The organism is Ruegeria atlantica, assembly GCF_947495585.1.
In the GTDB taxonomy this organism is placed as follows: domain Bacteria; phylum Pseudomonadota; class Alphaproteobacteria; order Rhodobacterales; family Rhodobacteraceae; genus Ruegeria; species Ruegeria atlantica_G.
Map to the genome: position 1 here is coordinate 231,766 of NZ_CANLZK010000004.1, position 19,570 is coordinate 251,335.

Below are 19,570 nucleotides of genomic sequence, written 5' to 3' on the forward strand. Positions count from 1 at the left end.
TTCCTCCTTTAGGAAACGGTTTTCGGTTTGGCGTTCGGATGGTTCGCCGGTGGTTGTCCGAGTGGGGTCTTGAGATCGACCGACCCTGTCTTGGCCCGCCGCTTGAGCTGGCGGATAACGACGGGACATTTGTCCTCGGACTGGTAGAGCACCTGACAATGCAGGCAGGTGACGCACTCGTTCGGGTTGATCTCACCGGTGGGGTGGATGGCCTGAACGGGGCATTCGTTGGCGCAGGTTTGGCAAGGCGTGCCGCAATCCTTGTAGCGGCGCAGCCAGTCGAACATGCGAATTCGGGCGGGGATGGCCAGCGCTCCGCCCAGCGGGCAGAGGTAGCGGCAGTAGAACCGTTCGATGAACAGCCCGATCCCCAGCAGGGTCAGCGCAAAGACCACGAAGGGCCAGTCCCGCATGAATTTCAGAATGATTGCCGTCTTGAAGGGTTCGATCTCGGCATAAGTCTCGGCCAGCGGTATCGAGACGAAGCTGAGGCCGAAGAGACCCAGGAAGATCATGTATTTTGCGGGCCAGAGGCGTTCGTTCAGGCCCCAAGGCAGCGTCCATTGCGGGACGCGTAAGGCCCGCGCGATCTTGTTGGTCAGCTCCTGCAGTGCGCCGAATGGACACAGCCAGCCGCAGTAGGCACCACGGCCCCAGAATAGCAACGCGGCGGCGACGGCAAACCATTGGATGAAGACCAGTGGATCCAGCAGGAACGCATCCCATGAGAAGCCGGTCCGCAGGCTGCCTGCCAATGCCATCAGGTTCACGACGCTCAGCTGCGCATTGGCGTACCAGCCGATAAAGAACAAGGTCATGGTCAGGTACCCGATGCGGAACCAGTAGAAGACCCGTGCATTCATCGTCGCGTGGAACTGGAAGAAGAAGGTTGCGGTCAGCACCAGCAGCATGACGCCAAGCACGGCGATCTCGATCGTGCGGTCCTTCCAGATGCGCTTCCAAAGTGCGGCTTTGGCCGCGGCTTCGCCCGTGGCATCGTCTACAACCGCCGGGGCGGTGACGGGCAGCAGGTATTGCTCGGGCAGTTTGTAGCCTAAATCGAAGGTCAGGAACGTCTTCTCAACCGCGCCCACGGCCCGTTGCACCAGCAATTGCAGTCGGAACGGCCCGGCGGGATCAAACTCCGCCTCTGCGGGGATTTTGAAGATATCCAGTTCGGTGAAGCTCGGCGCATCCGGGGCCGCAACCTTGCCCAGACGCTCTTGCTGCTTGTCAAAGAACCGCACCGAATTGTCGCCCTGAATAAGCTGAATCCGGTCGAAAATTCCGCCGCGCACATAGCCTGAACCCTTGAAGCTGTAAGCCCCACGCCCCAGCACCAGAATGGCCTGTTCACCTTCGTCCAGCCACTCGGTCAGATTCTGATATTCGGCCTCGCCCAACAGGGACTTGCCGACCGATGGGACCGAGACCAGCGCCACATGCATGTCGATGAACGTGTCATCCGGCTCGCCCGGTTCCGGGCGATTGATGGCGCGCTGATCGCCTGTGGCTGCAAAGGCGGCATTGACCTGACCGACATCCAAAGTCAGGCGCCGGACCGAGCCATCGCCGGACAGAGTGGTCCAGTCATAGACTGACTTCTTAGCCATATCGATTTCGCGCTTGGGACCATCGGCCTGTAGCGGCGACAGACCACCCAGACCCAGCGCGCGGGCTACCTTGATGCCGCCACGAACCAGGCTGTCATCAATCACCATGATCGTCACAGTCGCGCCCGAAATGATATCGAGGTCATGCCCCTCACCACCGGTCTCGGCTTCGACTTTTAGGTCCAGCCCGGCATAGCCTTCCGTCAATTTTACCATGCGCGAATTGGGGATGCCGATCAGAACAATGGGTTCCGAGTGTTTGACCAGTTTCACTCCGGCCAGAACTGCGTCGTCGTCGATGGCGGCGACCACGTGGATGGGCTTGCCGGAATAGCCGGTGGTGCCGACGAAATCCGAGGTCAGAAAAGCCCATGCGATGGTCTCGCCGCCCTTTAGAACCGGAGCAACGGGCACGTCATCGCGCACGGGACCAAAGGCATCGGCTTCGGGGACCAACTCAGAAGGGGTGATGTCAGGCAGGAAGCTGGCGAGGCTGTCAGCATGGGTACTGATCGCCATCAGGCAGGACAGGGTAAGGGCCAGCAGAAATTGGATTGCGCGACTTACGGCCACAGCGCACCTCCGGATACTTGGATTGACGCTATGGACGCGCGCTGGGCGCGTTCGATGTATTTCTTGGGCGCAGCCGGGGGGCCACGGGTTTCAGGCCACAATCGTTTCAAGCTGCAGACCTGAACCAGATGGCGGGGCGAAAGGTGTTCGGTGTGAATAACGTTGTCCCGTGCCAGGACAGGCAAGTTCGGCACCGGGGCAGCCGAGGTGACCGCACACAGGGCGCAATCGGCGCATTTGGGGCAAGGCGCGGTTGGGTCCAGGTCTTCCTCCTCAAGGTCTATCTGGACCCAGACCGCCCCTGCCTCCGAGCAGATTTCCACCCACATGCTTTGGCCGGGACTCGCCAGCGCCGGGCCGATCGTTTGCAACAACAGCAGAAGGATACCCGCCAACGCACACGTCGCACGTAACGCGCGAACAGGGAGGCTGTGCAGAGGGCTAAGGGCGGGCATGGAGAATCCAACTCGGAAATCGTTCCTAAGTCGTAGGGTATTCTCGCGTGGTGATACTTGACTTCGGTTAGGCTGCAGGAAATTTCGCGTTATTCGTCCGCTTCATCCATCAACCCGCGCAACCAACGCCCTGCCAACAACGCGGCGGGTACGCCCAGGGGAATTGACCACAGGATCGCGGCTACAGGCGTAACCATGCCAAACCCGGCGCTGTTGGCGATCAGCCCCGCTAGAAACAGGTTGATGGCCACGGTCAAAGTCGTGGCCGGATACAAAAGGATGGCCAGTTTCCAGACCGGCCAATTACCCTCAGTGGCTGGTGCCTTCTGAGAAGGTGATTTTGTTCCAGACATTGTATTTCCCTGAAGGTTTGCGCATCGGCAGGCGGCGGACCTCTTCCAATGTTTGCGCGTCATAGACAATCACCGCGCCATCATCTTCCCAGATGGACACGAGCGCGTGGCTGCCATCTTTGGTGAATTCTACATGAGCCACGGTTTTACCCGGTGCAGGGCGTAGAGTTCTAACAATTTCAAGGCTTTGCTTGTCAATTACATGCATCGCATCCTTGTTGGGCCCAAAGAACACATCGGCCCAGACGTATGGCGAATTCTCATGGCTGCGCATGAAGAACCCCGGCCCTTCGGTTTTGATCTGCTTAACAGTTTTCCATGTCTCCATGTTGATCACGGATACGGTGCCGTCGGTCAGGTGCGGCGTTGCCATCACGGTCGTATCGCTATACCTCCACGTGATCCCCGAGCCCAGATGCGGCATCCCCGGCAGATCCAGATCGGCGACCTTCTGACCGATGACCAGATCAATCACCTGACCGCCCTCGCCGCCGCGGGATGCGCCCATGACGTATTCATAGCTCTGGTCAAAAAAGAAATCGTCCAGATAGTCCGGCGTGGTGATCTTGCGCACCGGGAAAGGGTCAGGGTTTTTGAATTGTCCTTCGATGCGGAAATCATGACCGATACCAAATTGAGGAGGATTGGCCCCGTAGAAGACCTCCCAGATCTCGGGCACATCCTTGAGGGCCAGAACAAAGCTCTCGCGTGGGGGGGCCTGATAGACCGCCGAAACGCGGCTGGGCTTGCCCTTCTTGCTTTTGATGTCGATGACCTTGACCACGGACAGGTCTTCGGTCGACAGCAAGGTCAGGCTGTTGGGCAGGTAGTTTGCCACTGCCACCCATTTGCCATCGCCCGACATGGCGATGTTGCGACTGTTCAGGCCAGCGCGCACGCGGCCAACCTGTTCCAAGGCCCAGATGTCATACTTCTGGACCCAACCGTCTCGGGACATGATGAACACATATCGCCCGTCTGGGCTGAATTTTGGACCGCCATGAACGGCAAAGGGTGTCTCGAACCGGTCCAAAACCTCGAAAGTGTCACCGTCCAACACGCTGACATGATGGTCCCCTGTCTCAACAGCCAGAGTAATGTTCATCGGGTCGCTGTCCCAGATGGGTGCTTCAACTGCGACGTAATTCTCGTCCAGAATTCGGCTGGCCATTATGTCGGCCTCACCCCACTCGGGATCGCTTTCCAGCGGTGATTTCAACCAACCCGCCAGTTCTTCAATCTGCAAAGCGTCGAGCTCGTGCGAGAAGGCAGGCATTTGGGTTGCGGTCCGCCCTTCGGCGATAACTGCGGCAACGCGAGGACCGCGCATCCGCTTCAGCGTTTCAGGGATAAGCGCCGGACCCACGCCGCCTAAGCGGTTTTCGCCGTGGCAGGACGCACAAAATTCAGCGTAATCCGAAGGAGCGTCAGCCCATGCGGTTCCGATCAACAACAGCGAGCAGAGAGTGCCGAGTTTGAGTGTCTTAGAAGAACTGATGCGCCGGATCATGGCGTTTCCCCCGGAACGGCGTGACCTGCAGGCGTTCGCCCGCGTCATCCACGCCGATTTCTTGGTTTGACAGATAGCATGCCGGATCTTCCGCCCACGGGTCGCCGGTCACCTGCAAAGCTCGGATACGGGTGTTGCCACCACAGACATCCTTGAGCTGACAGGCGCCGCAGCGCCCTTTCAGGGGGCGGGGACGTGTGCGCAGCATGGCCAGCATTTGATCATCGCTGGTCCAAAGTTCCGAGAACGACCGGGTCTTCACATTGCCGACAGTGTAGTCCGACCAGTAAGTGTCGGGGTGTACGCGGCCCAGATTGTCGATATTGGCCACGCCTAGGCCGCTGGAGTTGCCACCCCATGCCGCCAGATGCTCGCGTACATGAGCTGTTTTTTCAGCATCGAAACGCGCGCGGACCCAGTTCAGGAAATACCCCGCGTCAGCGTCATTATTACCGGTCACGATATCCAGAGGACGACCACCCGAGGCAGCCTCCCATGCGCGCTCCAACAGCAGGTCCAGCCCGCTCCGTGTGCGCAGATGTTCAGCATCTTCGCCCCGGTTCTTGTCCCCACGACCGGCATAGACCAGATGGGACAAGTAGAACTTGTCGACACCCTCGTCATCGCACAGCTGCAGCAGATCGGGCAGATGGTGTTGAGTACCTTCAGTCAGGCAAAAACGAAGTCCCACCTTGATGCCGCGTTTCTTACACTCACGCACGCCGCGCAGGGCGTCGGCAAAGGCACCCTCGACACCGCGAAACCAATCGTTCGTGGCACCGATACCGTCCAGCGAGATACCCACATAGTTGAACCCCACATCGGCAATCATATCCGCGGTTTCGTCATAGATCCGCGTGCCGTTGGTCGACAATGCCAGCATCGGTACCAGATCGCGGGCCCGTTTGGCAATGTCAAAGAAATCGAACCGGTCCAGTGGTTCTCCACCCGAGAGGATCAGGGCCGGGACGCGAAATTGGCCCAGATCCTCAAGGGTTACCATGGCTTGCTCATGGCTGAGCTCACCCGGGAAGGCCACATCCGCCGAAACAGTATAGCAATGGCGGCATTTCAAATTGCAGCGCCGCGTCAGGTTCCAGATCACCACCGGCTTCACCGGGCCGGGCCGGCGTTTACGCACTGTTGTCGGTTTGACGAGTTGGTGCATGTATTCGGTCAGGCGGAACATGTCTCAGCCTTTCGTTTTCAGGCGCAACCCGGTTTTCTTCAGGATGCGCGTGGAATAGAGGATGTCCTTGGCCCGGCAGGCATCGCCTAGAATGTCAGCAATTTCGGCGCGCTTTGCTTCGACCTCGTCACGATCAGCGCCGTGTACCATGGCGAACAGATTGTATGGCCAATCGGGCAGGGCGCGGGGGCGTTCATAGCAATGGGTGACAAAGGGCAACGCGCCGATCCGGGCGCCTAATTCGGTGATCCGGTCGTCATCCAGATCCCAGACGGTCATCCCGTTCGATGTCATGCCCAATTTGTAGTGGTTCGGCGCGGCAGCGATGCGACGGATCACACCGCGCGACTTCAACTCGGCCAAGCGGTACAAAAGGGCATCTTCATCCATGCCAAGTATCTCGGCCACCTGCGCATAAGGCGCGGGCACAAGGGGCAGCCCGCCTTGCAGCGCCTCGATAATCTCTCGATCTGTTGCGTCGATCATGCCGCCACCCGAAAGCCGATGAAAAATTCCTGTAGTTTGGGGAAACGAAGAACGCAGATCCCCGTTTCCCGTTCGATTGCATCAGCAGTGCCCACGATCCCCTCAGGAGTTTCAGTGGCCAGCACGAACCACATGTTCAGCCGATGCGTACGTTCATAATTGTGGGCAACCTCTGCATGCGCATTGACTTTGGTCAGGACGGTTTCGAATTCTTCAGTTGGCACCGCCATTGCACACAGGCAAAAAGCGCCCCCCATGGCGGCGGCGTCGAAGAACGGACCAAAGCGCGTGATCACTCGGCTGTCTTTCATACAGGTCAGGCGGTTAAGCACTTCGCTTTCAGGAATGCCCAACTCCTCTGCCACGGCTGCATAAGGGTGCGATACCAAGGGTAGATCGTCCTGCATCCGGTTCAGGATCGCGCGATCGGTTCCATCCAGTTTCATGCGGCGGCCTCTTTCGGTTGGATCAGCGCGCCGGTCTGTTTGAAACAGCGCGTCGAGAACAAAACCTTGTGCTGCGCGCCAAACAGGTCCGGCAGCGCGCGCGCACTGGCCAGAATCTCCAGTGCTTCGCTGCGGGTGCGGGCGTGGATCATTGAGTAAAGGCGATAAGGCCAAACCCCTTCGGCCGGACACCGTTCATAGCACAAGGTCACTCCGGGGTGGGCTGCAAGGGCAGGACCGGCGGCGTTGATCTGTTCGGATGGCAAGTCCCAGACAACCATTGCATTGGCTGACCATCCGAGCGCACGGTGGCGCACGATCACGCCCAGGCGCGAGATGATACCGGCTCTGTGCAGTACCTCGATCCGATCCATCACACCCGCAGCGTCGTGACCTATAGACTGGGCTAGCACGGCATAGGGTTCAGCGACCAGCGGCAAACCCGAACTGAGGGCTTGAAGCAACGCGCGATCGCCGTCTTGCAAGACCGACCGATCTATCTTGCGCGGGCTTGGAACGTTTCGGGTCTTGCCGGACATGCGAAACCCCAGATCCACGTTGAACGGACGAACCAACCGAAGGTCGAGAACCAGCAGCCCTGTGCGCTGTGCGATCCGAGCCAGCGTGTCATTTACATGCGCCCGGTCTGGACCGGTTGCCACGAACCAGAGGTTCCATTTGTCCTCGCGCTGGTAGTTATGGTTCACACCCGGTTCGGCGTCGATCATAGCGGCCACTTCTTCCAGGCGTTCACCCGGTGCAGCGACGGCGGCCAGAGTGCTGGCAGAAACCGCGCCAGGGGCAATGGTCGCGCCGACTCTCGTAATCCGGCCGGTCGCCCGCATTCGGGCTAGGCGATCCAACACTTCAATCTCGTCCAGCCCCAACGTAAAAGCCAAAACTTGGAAAGGGCGGTCCGTTACCGGAAAATTGCGTTGAAATTCATCCAGCAGGCGGCGATCGATCGGGTCGGTGATATGTTCCATCGCCTACAGCCCCGTTTTGTGCGCGCGGGCGGTGAAGAAGATGCCAGATGGGCTGTCCGCCTCGATCTCGCGCAGCTTTTCGAAGGTTTGTGTGTCGTAGACGATTACCTTGTTGGCATCCCGCACGCTGATCCAGACCTCATGCCCACGCGAGGTGAACTCCATATGCAGCACTGCAGGCCCCGGTTTGAATTCATGGATGATCTCCTTGCTGACGCTATCGATCACCTGAATCGTGTCATTCAGCGGGTGGGCAAAGTTCACCCAGACCTCTCGCCCGTCCGGTCGCGACATGGCAAAGACAGGCTGGCCATGGGTTTGGGTGCGCCCGGTTTCCGTCAGGGTATCGGCGTCGATCCAGAGCACCTCGTGATGGCCGACGGCGGGCAGCACAAACTCGCGCCCGGTAAGTGCCCAGCCTTCCAGATGGGGCATCTTGTAGACGGGCATCTCTTCCTGACCACGACCATAGTCGGGTAACACGCGGATCGGTTCGGGATTGTCGGCCCAGAGGTCCAGCGCTGTCAGTCCGTCTTCGCCGAATAGCCCGGTGATGTAGGTCCGACCATTGGCGGTGATAAGCGCGTCATATGGGTTCTTGCCCATGTCGAAGATCTTGGTGATTTCTGGCTTGCCCGCCGAGAAATCGGCAATCCAGGTCTCGCCCGTGTCCCACATGGTGAACACGAACCGGCGGCCCGGCGCATCGACCAGACCGATGGTTTTGCTATCGGTGGGGATGTCGACAACCATTTCAAGCGTATCGGCATCAAAGACTCGCACACCGCCGGGTTCATAATTCGATACGGCCACCAGTTGACCGTCATCCGAAATCGCGCCGCCAATAGCATTGCCCGCCTGCACGACTCTGTTCACGATCTGGCGTGTGACGATATCGACCTTTGTCAGGCCCCCATCACGGGCAAAAACATAGGCAAAGCGTTCATCAGGCGAGTATACCAGCGAGGCATGGGACAGGTCGCCCAGCCCTTCGATCCGCGCCAGCGCGACACGGTCTGATTGATCAATCAGCAAGACCGAGCCCTTGGCCCGTTCGATCACCAGGCCTAAGTCGCCGGTGGCGGTGGGTTCGGCTTGCGCCGTTGTCATCATCAGGATGGCCGCGAGGCCAAGGAAAAAGTGTTTCATTGTTCCTCCTGTTCCAGCAGGTAATGGGCGATCCATTCGGCCTCTTCTTCGCTGATCAGGGGCCGCCACGGGGGCATTGCAGTGCCGGGGATACCGTCAAGGATGACGTCGGTCAGAACGTTTGCATCGTAATGCTCCAACGATTTGGACCGCAGATCCGGCCCAAGACCGCCTTTCAGAGACAACCCGTGGCAAGAGCCGCAATCCTGATGCACAAGCCGTTTGAGCGCGTTGCCATCAAGCACATCGGCGGCAAGGGCTGACGTTGCTATGAGGACGGCCGTTGTGAGTAAAGCGCGTGAGGCCCATGCTGGAAGCCCGCCATTCGATTGGACGACACTAACCATGGGCCTGCTCCAGCAGGTTCGTCACGGGTTGATCCGCATAAAGGGTAACCACTTGCCCGACGATAAACAGCGTCGGGGCCTTCAGATCCGCCTCGCGCACATCCGCCGCCAATTTGTCCAGTCTTGAAACAAGTCGACGCTCGTCTGGCGTTGTCGCTTTGCCTACGGCCAAAACAGGCGTCGAGCCCGGCAGGTTTTCCGTCATCAGGCCCATGGCGATCTGACCGATATTTGCGACACCCATGTAGATGACTAGCGTCGCGTCAGGATCGGCCAGCCGTTTCCAATCCAGGTCCAGCACTTTGCCGGCTTGCCTGTGACCGGTGACATATTGAACCGATGTTGCCAGGCCGCGATGTGTCAGCGGCACGCCAGTGGAACTGGATGCGCCCTGTGCCGCTGTGATGCCTGGCGCGTATTCAATGGTGATACCGTGCGCCATCAGATACGCGGCCTCTTCAGAGCCGCGGCCAAAGATCATCGGGTCGCCACCTTTCAAACGCGCTACGGTGTGACCAGCGCGGGCCTCTTTTACCAGAATGTCATTGATCCGATCTTGCGGCACCGTATGGCACTTGGGCGCTTTGCCGACCGGGATCAGCCGCGCGCCGGGGGCATGCAGGTCCAGAATGTCGGCCGAGACCAGCCGGTCATAAACAACCACATCGGCCTCTTGCAGCATGCGCAGTGCGCGCAGGGTCATGAGTTCGGGGTCGCCGGGACCGGCACCAATCAGAAAAACCTTACCGCTCATGTGCAAACTCGCTTGGTCTGAATGTCTTCGAAACCCGGGTCCATTCGGCGAATTGAGGACGTCGCTGGGCCAACCGGGCGTGTCATGCTGGTAGGTTTGCGCATTAACTGCGCTGTTTCCTTGACTAAAGTTAAGGAGCGCGGGATTTGCGCCCGCGCTCCTTTCTTTCTGCCTGTATTTTTGCCTCGGCTCAGGGTTCGACTGTGATCATTCCGATCATGTTCTGTGTTTCCCAATGCGGGCCGCACAGGTATTCCTGCGGACCCGGGGTAACGAAGGTAATCTCGGCCGTTTCTTCAGGGAACAACCGGTCGCTTTCCGGCTTGCCGCCATCCTTCGGTAAGACCGAGTGGCTGGTCCGCTTGTCGACGTTGACCCAGCGGACAGTGGTGCCGGCCTTCACGGTCAGTTCGGATGGGCAGAAGTTGTACTTGTACATCAGCACCACCTCGGCATCCTCGACCGCCGAGGTTGGCTGGCCAAAAAGCGTGAGATAACGGTCTTCGGCTTCGGCGCACAGCTCGGCAGTGTCCTCGGCCCATACTGGCGCGGACAGAAAAAGCAGGGCAGGAAGAAGGTGTTGGGGTTTCATCGTCCAAGTCTCCTTTCCAAAATGGGGTGGGGCCGGAGTGCCCGGCCCCGATCTGTTATTGTTTGACCACGTTGATGAAGGCGGCGTCGTCGTCCAATGCCAGGCTGGTGTCCAGCGTGACATGGTGGAACCGGGCGGCGGCGAAATCGTCGTGGATCGCAAAACCAACCGTATAGGTCTGGCCGGGCTCGAGCGGGACGTCACCCGGCGCGCCCGAGTTCAACGGCCGGGTAAAGACCACGGTCCAGATGCCACCGGACAGGTTCGCCGAGGCGGCGATTTCACCGTCATTAACCACCCGCTGTTCGAGGAGATAGCCGTTTGACGCGCTGCCATCCGCGTAGACGCGCATCAGGTCAAGATAGGTGCCGTCGGCCAGGTACTGTTCGATCTGTGCTTCGGCCTCCAGCTTGTCCCAACCGCCTAGTGCCTTACCGCGGCGACCTTTGATTTCGACATCCGTGCGGCTTTCGCTGATGTATTTGGTCACGGTGCCCTGCGCAGACATGCGACCTGCGACGTCGCCATTGGCGGCAATCGCATCCGCGCCGGGGTCAAAGGGCATAAAGCTGTTGTCGGCGTGGCACGAGGCCCAGCAGCCTACCTGATCGCCCAGCTCGATTCCCGTGCCGGTGATCATCATGGCCACCTTGATCTGGTTGTCGGGATCCATTTTGCCGCCATCCACGAAGGGAGCAGGGTTGTGGCCTGCATCCGGCCATTGCAGGCGGACATACAGGTTTTCGTCATCATGTGCTGCCTGAACGGTTGCGTCGATTACGCCGCGTTTGCCGGGGATCGGTGTCGGTTCCAATTCGCCGCCTGCAACAATCTTGTTGCCGATCGTGTCCAGCTCTTTGGCGTGGCAGGTTGTACACTGGTCTCCACCTTTGGTCAGAGGACGGGCACCACCGTGGAATTTACCGTTCTGGACCCATTCAAACGAAGCCTGACCGGGGTAGAACAGTTTCAAATCGGCGGTGGCAACTGTGTTCCAGTCGATATCCGTGCCGACATCATCACCACCCCCGCTTGCGGGCGCTGCTGCTTCCTCACCGTTGGATTTGGCGCGTTCTTCGGCCACGGCCGCATCTACCGCCGCAGCGATTTGAGCCTGCACGGCTTCATGCTGCGCCTGTTTGGCGGCTTTTTCGGTCTCGGCTTCCGCGGCTTCCTTGGCTTCGATCCGTTCAAGGCTCGCCATATATTCCGGCGGGATCTGACGGATAAAGTCCGGGTTCGGCGCTTCAAGCTCTTCCAGATACTCTTCGTCGGCCCGGTCGCGGGCGTCCGAGTGCGCAATCCCCTTGTGACAGTCGATACAGGTTTGGCCCACGGTCATCGCGTTCAGGTGCTGTTGACGCGCACGGGGTTTCTGGAATTCAGGCATCATCGATTCAAAGTCGTGACAGTTGCGGCATTCACGCGAGTCGGTGGCCTTCATCCGTTCCCACTCATTCATCGCCAGATGCACGCGTTTGGCTTCGAACTTCTCACGCGTGTTGATGGTGCCAACCACCTTGCCGTACAGCTCTTTGGACGCCTTGATCTTGCGGATCATCTTGTGCGTCCAGTCCTTGGGCACGTGACAGTCGGAACAGACCGCACCGACACCGGACCGGTTCACGTCATGGATCGTGCCGGTGTATTCTTCATAGACAAAATCGCGCATCTCGTGACAAGAGATACAGAAATCTTTGGTGTTGGTCGCTTCCATGGCGGTGTTGAATCCGCCCCAGAAGATGATGCCGCCGACAAAGGCTGCGGCAATACCGGCCACGGGCATTCCCCACAGGAAATACCGGCGCCAGATCGGTTTTTTCTTTTCCGGTTCGGAAGTCATGTCCGGGCTCCGTTTTGGCTGTCTTGTCTGGCCTTGGATGGCAGGCCGGTGAGTTTGGCTGAGTGAACAAACGAGGAAAGGGCGGGCGAGGGGCCCGCCCTTTCCGAAGTTGGTTGCGAAACCGTCAGGTGACGTGGTTCGACCGGTTGTAGACGTTGAATTTGCCGGTCGGTGCAAATAGCCCCTTCACGCGGCCGATCTCTTCCAGCGTCTTGGCGTCGTAGATCACGATCTCACCGTTCGCTTCCTTCGAGGTCGAGCGGTTCCACTTGGAAACCCAAACCTCGGAACCGTCCTGGTTGAACTCGAAGTGGACAGCGACGTTGCCTTCCTCTTCTGTGATCTGGATCGTTTTCACGATCTCACCGGTTGCCTTGTCAATGACCTGCACCGATTGCTGAACCTCAGGCTCAGGGTGCTTGGTCTGGTCGGCCCAGATATAGTCCGATTCCGGGTGTGTCCGGATGAACAGACCGGGTCCGTCGGTTTCCACTTCGTAGCAGACTTTCCAGGCGTCATCCGGACGACCTTCGGGGTCGTTGCCCCACACGGTGACAGTGCCTTCGCCCAAGTGGGTCGTACCGGCAACCGGGCCACAATTCGGGTCTTCCCAGTTGGCGCCCGGGCCGGGGTGCGGCAGCGGCGCCGTGTCGATCATGGCTTCCAACTTGTGGGTTTCGGTATCGACCACAACCATCTTGTTCGACGCGTTCGCGGCGATCTGGAAGTAACGGCCGGTTGGATCAAAGAACCCGTCATGCAGGAACTTGGCGCTGTCGATCTTGTCGATCCGCAGGTTATCCAGATCGGAATAATCGACCTGCCACAGCTGGCCGAGTTCCTTCACGGCAACGATCCAAGTCGGTTCGTTCGGAGTTGTGTAGATCGCGGCAACACGCGCCTCTTCCACATAGTCCCCGTCCACGTTGTAGCCTCGGGTCGAGACAACCTTCTTCGGTTCCATCGTTTCGGCATCGACGATTGCGAAATGCGGCGGCCAATAGGCCCCACCGATTACGTATTTTCCATCACCAGAAACGGCCACGTCGCGGGCGTCATAGCCAATGGTGACCTCGGCCACGAGCATATTCTCAGGGTTCTGCCACAGGTCGATCTTGGTCATCTTGCCGTCGCGGCCCATGGTGTACCAGAAGCGGCCCGGGTTTTCCGGCTCTTCCAGTTTATGGTGCTCAGACGCTTTCAGAACGTGCACGGCATAGCCTGTCGGAATATGCGCCAGCACTTCCTTGGTGTCGCCGTCGATCACAGCCACCTTGCCTACGTCACGTTCGATAACCACAAAGAAGTTTTCCCAGTTTCGGCCGTGCAGCGGCTCGCTTGGGTAATCTTCGGGTTCGACATAGACCTTACGGGTCGCCATCATTTGCTCAAGCGACATTTCCGGCGGCTTGGGTGGCTCCATCTGGATGTAGGTCGCCATATTGCTGATCTCGTCCTCGGACATCACGTCCGAGAAGTTGTTCATCCCGCCTTCGGTGCCCCAGGCGATAATTTTTTCGAGCCGTTCCTGTCCTAATTTGAGGGTGCCGGATTTGGTCACGGTGCCGTCGGCGTTTTTCGTTTCCACCAATGGTTCAAGGCTTTTGCCCGTCGCCCCTTTGCGCAACACGCCGTGACAGCCAGCGCAGCGTTCAAAGTACAATTGTTTTGACGATTCAAAGGCGTCCTTATCAAGGGTTGGCTCTTCGGCGAGTGTCGGAGCAGCGACGCTGCCCAGCAGCATCGCCAAACCGACCCCAAAGGCACGGCCAGTTTTTTTGTAGCTGATTCCAAGTGACATGATCACTCTCCATTTGCTGGTGAGGCAGGGCCAAGGTTGGCGCATCGCAGCCTTCGGCTCCTTGACGAAAGTCAACGGATGGGGCGTAAACCGGGGTAGAGATGCAAAAATTCGCCCGAAAAAACCTTAGAAAATCTGTGTTTTAGGGGCATGTTTTCCGCTGGTTTTGATTTTGGTTAAGTGCTGCGAACAAGCGGGCTGCTAGGGCTTGGAAAAACGACCTAGGAGAGCAGCCATGCCCGCAGTCATCACCCGTATTTTTGGTGAGGGGTTCCGCGTGTTTTTTCTGTCCGCCGGGCTGTATGGCCTTTTTGTCGGACTAGTCTGGGGATTGTGGCTGACGGTGCCTTACATGGCGCCGGATTACGGCATGACGCCGCCTATGTGGCATGCGCATGAGATGATCTTTGGCTATGCGACTGCGGCGCTGGGCGGGTTCTTCTTGACGGCGGTGCCAAACTGGACCGGTGCACCTGACGCACGCGCTCGGTTCATCGCCCTTGCGGCAGGGGTATGGCTGGCAGGCCGGATGGCAATGTGGTTTTCCGGTATGCTGCCGCCGGTTATGGTTGCCGTGATCGACCTTGCGTTTGTTCCGGTCCTTGCAGCCAAGATAGCGACGCAGTTGATCCGCCGGCCGAAACCGCAGAACATGATTTTCCTACTGTTGCTCAGCCTGATCTGGATCGCGGAGTTGCTGACTCATTTTGAGTGGATCGGAATTACGGATGACACGTTGCAATCCGGGCTGCGGATGGGTTTGCTGGCGCTCTGCGCGATGATTGCCATCCTCGGCGGAAGGATCACGCCGGCCTTTACCCGCAACGCCATGAAACGCGCCGGGGTGTCTGAGGCTGACTGGCCCGTTTCCGTCGCTGCGCTGAACAAAGCTGGTATGGGGTTGTCGCTTATCCTGCCGCTAAGCGTTCTGGCATCAGGCGATTGGGAAATTGCCGGGACTGTTGCCCTAACGTTGGGCGTGGTGCAAATCCTGCGCATGGCTCGGTGGCGGACAATTTGGGCTGCGCGTGAACCGATCCTGCTGGCGCTGCATCTGGGGCTGGGCATGTTGGCGCTGGGTCTGATCCTGTGGGGCTTGGCGGTGCTGGGTCTTGGCAATGAGGTTGCCGCCCTGCATGTTCTGGGTATCGGTTGCGTAGGTGGCATGACACTGGCGGTCATGAGTCGCGCCGCGCTTGGACATAGCGGTCGCGCGCTGGTCGCACCCGGACCAATGGTTGTGGCCTATGGATTGATGGCGGCGGCGGCGCTGTCGCGTTGGATCGGGGCCGAGTTGGACACGGGCTATTTGGTCGCAATGCTGTTGTCTGACGGTCTGTGGGTCACGGCTTTTGCGCTGTATCTGGTTGCGATGTGGCCCGCATTGACAGGACCGCGCGCGAAGCAAGACTAGGTACCTTATCGTTTCAAACGATCGAAATCATTCGATCAATGAGCGGCTGTTTTTGATGTGGCGTTGCACCATGTGTCGGACCTGTTTGCCTTTGCTCGGGATCGGACGCGCGGATGGCGGCACAAAATCCTCGGTGGCCAGGGCAGGAAACAGCTCCAGCATTTCTGCCCGGGCTGCAAGTGGCACGGTTCTGAGCGCTTCGGCTCCGGCGAACAGGCTTTCTGATGGGGCGCCTTCGGCAAAGACGATCTCATGCTGTTCGAACAGCATATGATAATACTCGACTGATTGAGCGTTTTCCTCGACGGATATGCCGGGAACGCCAACAAGCGCGTGCGCGGCCACAAGGATTTCGCTGGTCTCGAACATACGGATTGCAATGGCGGACCGCACCAGCATCCGGTGCTGCGGAGATACCAGTAGATCCCGCTGAGGCAGCCCGTTTCCCAGTGCACCGGCTGCGATATGGATGGGCCGTAGTTTGGGCTTTTCCGACAACTCCTGGCTGGACAGCTTCCGCGCGCCGATCCAGCGAATGCGCTGTGGCCCGTGGTCCATCGTTTTGACCAGATCGCCCGCACTCAGACGTTCGATCGCCATATCTCCACCCGGCGTCCGGATCAGTGTGCCAGCGGTAAAACAGGGCACGTCCACGATGGATGTTGGGTTGGCCGTATCCGGCGCATTGCCCGGTGTGACGTTTACAATCGTCATGGAGTATTCGGTACCGGGCTCCAAAGGCTCTGACGTAATATACCCCGCCAGATCACCCTCAACTTCGACCCTGTAAACGGTAATCGTGCCGCCGTCCGGATCGGTCAGTATGTAGGATTCCTCGAGATAAATATCACCACTCAGAAAGGTGGTGGACCCGTCCAGATTAGTGACGGTACCGGTTTGCGTTAAGTCATCCCCGTTTTCGTCGCTATTGTAGTCACCGTTGAAAACGGTGCCGGTATCGGGGAGAGTTGGGTCCCCTGGACGGGACAGAATGTTCCCGCCTGCGGCATCTTCGACATTGAATACCCGCCGGTCGGTGCTTGGGTCGAAATCGGTGTCCAATATTACCCGGTCCGGCCCCGCAGTTATGACCGAAATGACGTCGGGATCATATCCAATGTAGGAATAGTTTGCCATCTGTACTCACTACCTCTTGTCACGCGCGCTATTCGTTCCAGCCAGTGCTTTTGGCACGAAAATCTTCATTCAGGGGCATTGTTCAGCAACAATCGCTACTCAATCCCCTTATTTCAAGGCAATACCACGGCATTTTTTTGAATTCATGAATGCGGCTGTTTTTTGCCATAGCGCAACAATTCTCCAGTCTTGACTTTCGTTAAGGCACTGCACCGGCCCCACCTGCATGCTGATCTTCACAAGCTAATCTGCGCAAAGGAGAGCGCGATGCGAGAAGTCATGACCAAGAGCATGGCCCGCAATATATTCTATGGCGGGTCACTGTTCTTTATTCTTATCTTTCTGGCTTTGTCGGCCCATTCCCACTGGTACATCGTGAATTCCGAGAATGCCGCGAATCTTGATGACAGCGTGGTGCGGGGCAAACACGTCTGGGAAAAACACGCCTGTATCAATTGTCACACGATTCTGGGTGAAGGGGCTTACTTTGCCCCCGAGGTCGGCAACGTGATGACCCGGTGGGATGTTCTGGATGATCCGGAATCGGCCTTTGATGCCCTCAAGGGATGGATGGAAGCACAGCCCACAGGCATTCCTGGTCGTCGGCAGATGCCCAATTTCAACCTCAGCGACGAAGAAATCCGTGATCTGACCAACTTCCTGATCTGGACGGACAATATCGACGCTCAGGACTGGCCGCCCAACGAGGCCGGCTGAGGAAGGGAACAGAGTAATGAAATACGAATCCCAAAAAATTGCTTATGCCTACTTTGCCGTAGCGATGGGCTTGTTCGCGATCCAGGTAATCGGCGGTCTGATCGCCGGCTGGATTTATGTGTCGCCTAATTTCCTGAGCGAGCTTCTGCCGTTCAACATTGTGCGGATGCTACATACAAATGCGCTGATCGTCTGGTTGATCCTGGGTTTCTTTGGTGCGGCCTATTTCCTGATCCCGGAAGAGGCAGAGCGTGAGATCCATTCGCCCATGCTGGCCTATCTGCAACTGATCATTCTGGTTGTCGGTACACTGGGCGTGGTTTTGACCTATACGTTCAACTTGTTCGAAGGAAACTGGCTGCTGGGCAAAGAGGGGCGCGAGTTCCTTGAGCAACCCAAATGGGTCAAGGCCGGCATCGTCGTGGCCGCACTGATCTTCCTTTACAACGTGTCGATGACGGTTCTGAAGGGCAAGAAGACCGCGATCACCAACATCTTGCTGCTGGGTCTTTGGGGGCTGGCGCTGCTGTTCCTGTTTGCCTTCTATAACCCCGGCAACCTGTCCTTGGACAAGCAGTACTGGTGGTATGTTGTCCACCTGTGGGTCGAAGGTGTGTGGGAACTGATCATGGCCTCGATCCTTGCCTACCTGATGCTGAAGCTTACCGGTGTTGACCGTGAGGTGGTCGAGAAATGGCTTTATGTCATCGTCGCGGCCGCGTTGTTCTCGGGCATCCTTGGAACTGGGCACCACTATTATTGGATCGGGACACCCGCCTACTGGCAGTGGATCGGTTCGATCTTCTCAAGCCTCGAAGTGATCCCGTTCTTCGCGATGATGGCCTTTGCCTTCGTCATGGTCTGGAAGGGCCGTCGGGACCATCCCAACAAGGCCGCGCTTTTGTGGTCGCTTGGCTGTGCCACGCTTGCCTTCTTTGGCGCCGGGGTATGGGGCTTCTTGCACACACTGCATGGGGTAAACTACTACACCCACGGCACGCAGATTACCGCCGCGCACGGTCACCTGGCCTTCTACGGTGCCTATGTCTGCCTCAACCTGGCGATCTTCAGCTATGCCATGCCGATCCTCAAGAACCGTGATCCATACAATCAGGTGATGAACATGGGCAGCTTCTGGTTAATGACCAGCGGCATGGTCTTCATGACCTTTGTGTTGACCTTCGGTGGAACCGTGCAAACACACATGCAACGCGTGGTCGGAGACTACTTCATGGACGTGCAAGACCAGATCGCGATCTTCTACTGGATGCGCTTTGGCTCTGGCGTCGTGGTGGTCCTTGGTGCGCTGTTGTTCATCTACTCGGTCTGGGTGCCTCGCAAAGAGATCATCGAGCCGGGCGCAGCTGAAACCCCTGCGGAGTGATGCAAATGGATGGCTCCATTCAAATGGGAACGGGGGCGGATGAGGCCCCCTACTACCTGCCCCAAAGCGATGAATGCGATGTGTTCACCGCCGCCCATGCCAACAACTTGCCGGTCCTGCTGAAAGGTCCGACAGGCTGCGGAAAAACCCGCTTTGTGGCTCATATGGCCGCGCGCCTTGGCCGTCCGCTTTACACAGTGGCTTGCCACGACGATCTGGCCGCGGCCGACCTGATCGGGCGATACCTACTGAAAGGTGGCGAAACCGTCTGGGTCGATGGTCCGCTAACCCGCGCGGTGCGCGAAGGCGCAATCTGTTACCTCGATGAAGTCGTCGAGGCCCGCAAGGACGTGACTGTCGTGCTGCACCCGTTGACCGACGACCGGCGCATCCTGCCGATCGACCGCACAGGTGAAGAGCTTGAGGCTGCGCCTGGTTTCATGCTGGTGGCGTCTTACAACCCCGGTTATCAGAATATTCTGAAAACCCTGAAACCTTCGACCCGGCAGCGGTTTATCTCGCTGGAGTTCAACTTCCCGTCGCCCCAGATGGAGGCGGAAGTCGTTGCGCAGGAAAGCGGTCTGCCGCTGGAGCGCTGCAAACCACTGGTGCGCCTTGCAGGCAAGCTGCGGGGCCTCAAGGGTCAGGATCTGGAGGAAGGCGTTTCCACCCGTCTGGTCGTCTATGCCGCGACGCTGATCGCACAAGGCATGTCCACCGATCGCGCCATCCTTGCCGCAATGATCGAACCTCTGACGGATGACGAGGATATCAAACGCGGGCTCCTCGATCTTGTCACGGCTGTCTTTGGGTGAGGCCGG

At 58.3% G+C, this 19,570-nt stretch carries 19 protein-coding genes; 4 read left to right on the forward strand and 15 right to left on the reverse strand.

Annotated elements, in window-relative coordinates; genetic code table 11:
* Positions 1-8: 8 nt before the first annotated feature.
* The 14 genes from QMP16_RS10625 to QMP16_RS10690 all read right to left on the reverse strand — a co-directional run bounded on the left by QMP16_RS10625 (position 9) and on the right by QMP16_RS10690 (position 14,097).
* Positions 9-2,132 (reverse strand): 4Fe-4S binding protein, encoded by a 2,124-nt coding sequence (locus tag QMP16_RS10625; RefSeq protein WP_282152381.1) that lies wholly within the window; start codon positions 2,130-2,132, stop codon positions 9-11.
* Between the two features lie 44 nt (positions 2,133-2,176).
* Positions 2,177-2,641, reverse strand: coding sequence for a hypothetical protein (locus QMP16_RS10630; RefSeq protein WP_282152356.1), 465 nt, complete (start codon positions 2,639-2,641; stop codon positions 2,177-2,179).
* An 89-nt stretch (positions 2,642-2,730) separates the two neighbouring features.
* Positions 2,731-2,994, reverse strand: a complete 264-nt coding sequence (locus QMP16_RS10635; RefSeq protein ID WP_282152357.1) for a hypothetical protein — start codon at positions 2,992-2,994, stop codon at positions 2,731-2,733.
* The gene (locus QMP16_RS10640; protein WP_282152358.1) at positions 2,951-4,504 is read right to left on the reverse strand and encodes a cytochrome D1 domain-containing protein; all 1,554 of its coding nucleotides are present in this window, start codon (positions 4,502-4,504) and stop codon (positions 2,951-2,953) included. Before QMP16_RS10640 ends, QMP16_RS10635 begins: the two co-directional genes overlap by 44 nt.
* Positions 4,479-5,693: a heme d1 biosynthesis radical SAM protein NirJ gene (gene nirJ, locus QMP16_RS10645; RefSeq protein ID WP_282152359.1), complete on the reverse strand. Its 1,215-nt coding sequence runs from the start codon at positions 5,691-5,693 to the stop codon at positions 4,479-4,481. Before nirJ ends, QMP16_RS10640 begins: the two co-directional genes overlap by 26 nt.
* 3 nt (positions 5,694-5,696) lie before the next feature.
* Positions 5,697-6,179: a siroheme decarboxylase subunit beta gene (ahbB, locus tag QMP16_RS10650; RefSeq protein WP_282152360.1), complete on the reverse strand. Its 483-nt coding sequence runs from the start codon at positions 6,177-6,179 to the stop codon at positions 5,697-5,699.
* Positions 6,176-6,625: an Lrp/AsnC family transcriptional regulator gene (locus tag QMP16_RS10655; protein ID WP_282152361.1), complete on the reverse strand. Its 450-nt coding sequence runs from the start codon at positions 6,623-6,625 to the stop codon at positions 6,176-6,178. Before QMP16_RS10655 ends, ahbB (QMP16_RS10650) begins: the two co-directional genes overlap by 4 nt.
* A complete protein-coding gene (ahbB, locus tag QMP16_RS10660) occupies positions 6,622-7,611 on the reverse strand; it encodes a siroheme decarboxylase subunit beta (protein WP_282121467.1) in 990 nt (329 codons plus the stop codon). Before ahbB (QMP16_RS10660) ends, QMP16_RS10655 begins: the two co-directional genes overlap by 4 nt.
* 3 nt (positions 7,612-7,614) lie before the next feature.
* A complete protein-coding gene (locus tag QMP16_RS10665) occupies positions 7,615-8,760 on the reverse strand; it encodes a cytochrome D1 domain-containing protein (RefSeq protein ID WP_282152362.1) in 1,146 nt (381 codons plus the stop codon).
* Positions 8,757-9,107, reverse strand: a complete 351-nt coding sequence (locus QMP16_RS10670; RefSeq protein ID WP_282152363.1) for a c-type cytochrome — start codon at positions 9,105-9,107, stop codon at positions 8,757-8,759. The genes QMP16_RS10665 and QMP16_RS10670 overlap by 4 nt, the downstream gene beginning before the upstream one ends.
* Positions 9,100-9,861: a uroporphyrinogen-III C-methyltransferase gene (gene cobA, locus QMP16_RS10675; protein ID WP_282152364.1), complete on the reverse strand. Its 762-nt coding sequence runs from the start codon at positions 9,859-9,861 to the stop codon at positions 9,100-9,102. The genes QMP16_RS10670 and cobA overlap by 8 nt, the downstream gene beginning before the upstream one ends.
* 190 nt (positions 9,862-10,051) lie before the next feature.
* Positions 10,052-10,453 carry a cupredoxin domain-containing protein gene (locus QMP16_RS10680; protein WP_282152365.1) on the reverse strand — a complete coding sequence of 134 codons (402 nt, stop codon included), beginning with the start codon at positions 10,451-10,453 and terminating at the stop codon, positions 10,052-10,054.
* Between the two features lie 55 nt (positions 10,454-10,508).
* Positions 10,509-12,296, reverse strand: a complete 1,788-nt coding sequence (locus tag QMP16_RS10685) for a NapC/NirT family cytochrome c (protein ID WP_282152366.1) — start codon at positions 12,294-12,296, stop codon at positions 10,509-10,511.
* 124 nt (positions 12,297-12,420) lie between these two features.
* Positions 12,421-14,097, reverse strand: a complete 1,677-nt coding sequence (locus tag QMP16_RS10690) for a cytochrome D1 domain-containing protein (protein WP_282152367.1) — start codon at positions 14,095-14,097, stop codon at positions 12,421-12,423.
* Positions 14,098-14,332: 235 nt separating this feature from the next.
* On the opposite strand from QMP16_RS10690, the gene QMP16_RS10695 reads away from it, so the two are divergent.
* Positions 14,333-15,511: an NnrS family protein gene (locus tag QMP16_RS10695; RefSeq protein WP_282152368.1), complete on the forward strand. Its 1,179-nt coding sequence runs from the start codon at positions 14,333-14,335 to the stop codon at positions 15,509-15,511.
* Between the two features lie 27 nt (positions 15,512-15,538).
* Here QMP16_RS10695 and QMP16_RS10700 read toward each other — a convergent pair whose 3' ends face one another.
* Entirely contained in the window at positions 15,539-16,648 is a 1,110-nt protein-coding gene (locus tag QMP16_RS10700; RefSeq protein ID WP_282152369.1) for a Hint domain-containing protein, read from the reverse strand.
* 267 nt (positions 16,649-16,915) lie between these two features.
* Here QMP16_RS10700 and QMP16_RS10705 point away from each other — a divergent pair, with 267 nt between their 5' ends.
* The 3 genes from QMP16_RS10705 to QMP16_RS10715 are packed head-to-tail and all read left to right on the forward strand — an operon-like array spanning position 16,916 to position 19,564.
* Positions 16,916-17,365 carry a c-type cytochrome gene (locus tag QMP16_RS10705; protein ID WP_058275223.1) on the forward strand — a complete coding sequence of 150 codons (450 nt, stop codon included), beginning with the start codon at positions 16,916-16,918 and terminating at the stop codon, positions 17,363-17,365.
* A gap of 16 nt (positions 17,366-17,381) precedes the next feature.
* Positions 17,382-18,749 (forward strand): cbb3-type cytochrome c oxidase subunit I, encoded by a 1,368-nt coding sequence (locus QMP16_RS10710; protein WP_058274912.1) that lies wholly within the window; start codon positions 17,382-17,384, stop codon positions 18,747-18,749.
* Positions 18,750-18,754: 5 nt separating this feature from the next.
* Positions 18,755-19,564 (forward strand): CbbQ/NirQ/NorQ/GpvN family protein, encoded by an 810-nt coding sequence (locus tag QMP16_RS10715; protein ID WP_282152370.1) that lies wholly within the window; start codon positions 18,755-18,757, stop codon positions 19,562-19,564.
* Positions 19,565-19,570: the final 6 nt, after the last annotated feature.